The following is a 5,221-nucleotide window of genomic DNA, read 5'->3' as shown; positions in this document are numbered from 1 at the left end:
GGTCTGAGTGGCCACCAACCGGGCCGGGACCCGTTGCGTTCGGTCGGGCGGGCCTCAGTACGTTCATAATGGCTAGCGCCGTCAGTTCAGTCGTTTCGGTTTCGATCGGTTCTAGCCGTCGCAATCCGGACCGATTCACGGAAGCGGATCCACTCCCTCGCTGGGACAGAATGCCATGAGTAGCTTGGACAGGGCGACGGGGACAGAGCCATCGGTGGACCTCAGATCCCGCCGAGTGCCCTGTACGTCGGAGCCGCGCCGCTCAGCCCAAATTCCATCACTCCACGGACGCCTACCTCCGGAGTTGCAGCAACGGGCAGGACCCGTCACGAATGCGATGCACCTCACCCTCACGAAGCGTGCTAACAAGTGGGAACACGAACGGTCTTGGTTTACGGGCGTACGAAATTCGAACCCCGATTCTCTCGTGCAGAGAATCTCCACTCCCCGGATTGGCTCTGGCTCAGGGAGTCATGGTAACGGCCAGCCCGGATTGCCACTCCCCCAATATCGGTCGCCCTCATCACCAGATAATCGGAAATTGCAGTCGCAATTCCGTTTTCGATATCGATGATCGAATTGAAAGTCAGGTGTTTGATTCCATCAGGCACAGGCCACGACGCGACCAGATCTCGAATCTCGTTCATCCCGCTGTACACAACCCCCGCGACTGTCCACTGTGCGTCTGGATGAAAGAGGTTGACGGCCTCCTCGTAATCGCCGTCGTCCATCAACTGGCAATACGCAGCAAGCGTGCGACGCACACCCTCAATGTCATTCGTGACCATATAGATCCTCCTCAAGAATTTGGCTGAAAGGGCTTAATTCTCTACTCAGCCGCAGAGCTGAACCACTCAGGCATCCATCGGCAATATCCGACCGAGCGGGAGTTTGCCGAACCTGACATTGGCCAACACGGCTCAAGGGCTTGGCGGCGGGCCGGACACGCAACCGCTCCATCAACGATGGATGGCTGGTCACATACTGCCCGCCAAGCGGATGGCAGGCAAGACGTTTCGTCGCATTAGCTCCCGGCTCTAGACTGCTTCAACGCTTCACTTCACGCCAGGCTTTGTAATGCTGGCGGAGGTCCGCACCGGCAGACGTCTAGGCCCTACTACTCGCCTTCATACTGAGCTCTGACGCCCCCTAGCCGCATCCTGTGACGTAGGCTATAGTCTGGTAACTAATGACTGTTAATTAGGAGTATTCGTGATTCACACTGATCTCATCGACACCGTCCCGAAACTTCTCACCCGCCAAGCCAGGGAACGCCCCGACAAGATCGCCTTCCACGACGTTCGTCAGCATGTAACCTACGCCGACCTGAATACTCGTACGGCTCGACTCGCTGGTCACCTACTCGACCTCGGCCTAGCACCCCAAGAGCGATTCCTGATGTATCTGAACAACTCCATCGAGGTCGTCGAGGGCTACCTGGCGGCGCCACGGGCGGGAGTTGTCGCGGTGTGCGCGAACCCCACCGCGACTCAGCCGGAACTTACCTACATCGCCGAGAATTCTGGCGCACGGATATTGGTCACCGATGAGGCTCATTTCGAGGTTGCCCTCCAAACCGCACAGGACGTTCCAGGCCTGACAACAGTGATCGTCACCGGAGCTTGCACTCCCCCCACTGACCCACCGACTGACATCACGCTCATCTCTTACGACGATTTGCTCCGGCGCGACTCCACGGCGCTGGCTCCAGACAAGACCAGCTTGGACGAGTGGACATGGATGCTGTACACAAGCGGTACAACTGGACGTCCGAAGGGAGTTCAGTTGTCCCAAAGGGGCTGTCTTTGGGTGGTTGCAGCATGCTGGGTACCGATTGTCGGCCTCAGCGCCGACGATCATCTGCTGTCGTATCTTCCACTCTTCCACTCGTACGCGCTGGTGCTCTCCATCATTGGCGTGGCCGCAGTTGGTGCTACCGCGACATTGCTACCAAAGTTCTCACCACGAGACGTTAGGGTGCGGTTGGCATCCGAGGGCGTGACCTTGCTTCCTGGTGTCCCGACTATGTTCCAGTACCTGATCAATACCCGCGAGCCGCAGGAAAGCCTGGATGCGCCGAAGCTTCGGCTTTGCATCTCGGCGGGAGCCATCATGTCCAGCGCACTGAACCAGGAGTTCGAGCAGTACGCAGAGGTACCCTTGCTTGACGGTTACGGCATCACCGAGACCTCCACAATGGTGACGATGAACGCTCCGACCGGCGGACGTGTTCCCGGCTCTTGCGGCGTACCGGTGCCCGGAATCTCGGTTCGGTTCGTCGGCCCCAACGGCGTCGACGTTTCATACGGGGACGAGGGTGAGCTGTGGGTGCAGGGGCCTAACGTGATGCTCGGCTACCATGCGCTGCCGGATGCCACTGCTGCAGCGATGGACAACGGCTGGTATCGCACCGGCGATCTCGGACGACGCGACCGAAACGGCTTTATCTCGATCACCGGCAGAGTGAAGGAACTGATTATTCGAGCCGGTGAAAATGTCGCGCCAGCTGAGGTGGAGGAGGTCATCCTCGCCTGCAGCGGCGTCGACGACGCGGCTGTGGTGGGTGCACCCCATCACGACTTGGGCGAGGTGCCAGTGGCATTCGTCGTACCTACGAGTGGTCATGAGCTCGACCACGAGCACATTCTGGCTTTCTGTCGGGAGAACCTAGCCTATTTCAAGGTGCCCGAGCAGATCATCGAAGTTCGTCAGATCCCCAGGACCCCGTCAGGAAAAATCCGGCGCTTCGAGCTCAAGCCCCAGATCAGCGCCTCGCCATCTACCTCATCGAGCTGAGCCACAGAACCCGCGGGCGCAGCCGGTCCGCCCCAGAAAGGACGAGAGGTGAAGATCGCAGGTGCAGTGCTGGAGCTGATCGGTAACTCAACCCCCTACCCCGAGAGTGATCCGTTGACCGTGTGCGAACTTGAACTCGCGCCCTCCGGGGTCACGCAAAGCCTTGATACGAATAGAAGCAGCACGCATTTGCTACTCGGACCTGCCTGTTGTCGACGGGGCGGTCGGATTGACTCACCATGAGCGAGTAATGCACGGGCTTCGCTCAAAACGGACTGGTTCGCAGTACTTCGCCCACGCAAACGCGGAATACCCGTTTTGGCCAATCTCTAGTATCACCATCAAAGACTGCACGTGGTATGCCAAATAACGTAGGAGAGTTTAGAGGCATGAGTCAGAAAATAATTGTTGAGCAGGACGTAACCATTCCACTAAGGGATGGAACGCACACGAAAGCGGACATTTTTCGACTGGATGATGACGTTCGTCGGCCTGTTATTCTGCAACGGTCGATCTACGGAAAACAGGGATACATGGAGCACGCGTATGCGGGCCCGATGAATATCGTCAGGGCCGGGTACGTCTATGTTTCGCAGGACTGTCGCGGTTGCGGCGAGTCAGACGGCTACCTTGAATTCTTCTTCCAGGAGCAAGAGGACGGGTACGATTCCGTCGAGTGGGCAGCGGAACAGCCGTGGTCGAACGGGAAGGTTGGGATCGTCGGCAATTCCGCCCTGACGATGACCGCGCTTCAGGCAGTCGCGGCGCAGCCACCTTCGTTGGCTGCAGCTTTCGTCGTCGACGGCCACACCGATATGGAGACGTGGACGAAGCGGGGGGGCGTTCCGTCCGAGGTATACTTCGGAGCTCAGTTCATCCCACACATGGTCGCGCTCAACAACCTGAAGCGCCTCGATCTGGACGCGGACGGGCGCGCCGAACTAGAGCGGAACGTGGCGAGTGCGCTCAGCGCAACCAGGGAAGACCTTCTGCACCTCCCCGTGTTGGACTTCGAGGGGCTACAGGATGACCACGTCACTTCCGGATTACACCGCATCTTCCTGGCCGAGCCAACAGATCCTCTCTGGAAAAAGGACTCGACTGCGCTAGGAAAGGAACCTCAACGGGCGCGCGTGCCGATCAAAGCCGTCGCGGGCCTCTACGCACCATTCGTGGGATCGATGGCAAACGTGTGGCGCGCCAATCCGGACATCGGGCATGAACTTATTATCGGGCCCTGGGGCCACTTTGGCACCGTGGGTGCCCCAACTGGCGTTCGAAACTACTTGGAAGCGCCAGCCGGCGGACGCAAGGCATGGTGGTCTGCGATGATCGCCTGGTTCGATCAGTGGCTGAAGGATGAACCCTCACCAGAGGGATCGCGACGATCCAAGTTGTACTACTTCTTGCCAGGCGAGAATCGGTGGGCAGCGTCGTACACGTGGCCACCATCTGGATCTGATCTCGACCTCTTCCTCAACGGTGCCAGCTCGAGCGCGATGTCTTCCGACAGCCGAGTAGGGGCACTCGATTTCGAATCGGCGACTGAATCTGCGAGTCACACATATATTTACGACCCTGCCAATCCCGCGCCTACCGTCGGCGGTGTGGTAATCGATATCGGACAGTTGGCCCGGTTCGACTCCACCTTGACAGCTGACGGGCCCCACGATCAGCGTCGGCTGGAAACACGAGAAGATGTCCTCATCTACGATTCTCCAGTATTGAACGACGTAGTCCGGGTTGTCGGCTCTGTGTCGGCAACGATCTGGGCTTCTAGTAGTGCTGAGGACACCGACTTCATTGTTCGGCTTATCGACGTGGAGCCGGATGGGTTTGCGGCGAAGCTGGCCGAAGGCGTGATTCGTACCCGCTATCGCCACGGAACCAACGATTCCTGGCTTACACCAGGGGAACCGGTCGAACTCAACCTCGAACTTGACCCGGTCGTTCACAGCTTCATGCCCGGCCATAGAATCCGCGTGCACATCACGAGCAGCAGCTTCCCGAAGTACGCTCGGAACCTCAACTCGCGGGTGGTCCCGGAACTCGGCGTCGAGACCGACATCGTCGTGGCCCGCCAGAGCGTACACCATGGGCCAGATATGTCATCGCGAATCACCCTTCACGTCGTTCCCGCCGTAGAGTCAGAGTCGCCATACGACCTGTCGTCTTCACCGCGCCCGGCAGAGCTGGACGATTCCCGCGCGAGATGAGGCGCCCATTGCGCGACGAAATGCTCGCTGACGCTACACGGAAGCGCTTCAAGATGTGCTTCGGTCGCGTTGGCCAGAAGGGCTGAGGACACCGGCCCCGCCGAGGGAGGTTGCTTGCGGTCAAGTAGGAAATGCACCTACCTCGACAACACCCGCCTAATGCAGCAACGGCCGTTCGTGATGTCGGTATTTGCAATCGGAGTGTGGCT

General features: G+C 59.0%; 3 protein-coding genes. 2 read left to right on the top strand and 1 reads right to left on the bottom strand.

What is annotated here, in order from left to right:
- Window positions 1-392: 392 nt before the first annotated feature.
- Entirely contained in the window at window positions 393-788 is a 396-nt protein-coding gene (locus ACFTZB_RS42735; RefSeq protein WP_378441565.1) for a nuclear transport factor 2 family protein, read from the bottom strand.
- Between the two features lie 424 nt (window positions 789-1,212).
- Here ACFTZB_RS42735 and ACFTZB_RS42730 point away from each other — a divergent pair, with 424 nt between their 5' ends.
- On the top strand, window positions 1,213-2,796 hold the full coding sequence (locus tag ACFTZB_RS42730; RefSeq protein WP_378441563.1) for a class I adenylate-forming enzyme family protein: 1,584 nt from the start codon (window positions 1,213-1,215) through the stop codon (window positions 2,794-2,796).
- Window positions 2,797-3,185: 389 nt separating this feature from the next.
- Window positions 3,186-5,012 (top strand): CocE/NonD family hydrolase, encoded by a 1,827-nt coding sequence (locus ACFTZB_RS42725; RefSeq protein ID WP_378441561.1) that lies wholly within the window; start codon window positions 3,186-3,188, stop codon window positions 5,010-5,012.
- Window positions 5,013-5,221: the final 209 nt, after the last annotated feature.

The sequence above is a fragment of the Rhodococcus sp. NPDC057014 genome (assembly GCF_042673295.1).
Classification (GTDB): domain Bacteria; phylum Actinomycetota; class Actinomycetes; order Mycobacteriales; family Mycobacteriaceae; genus Rhodococcus_F.
Note: the sequence above shows the minus strand (reverse complement) of the source record. Positions and strands in the feature narration are given on the sequence as shown.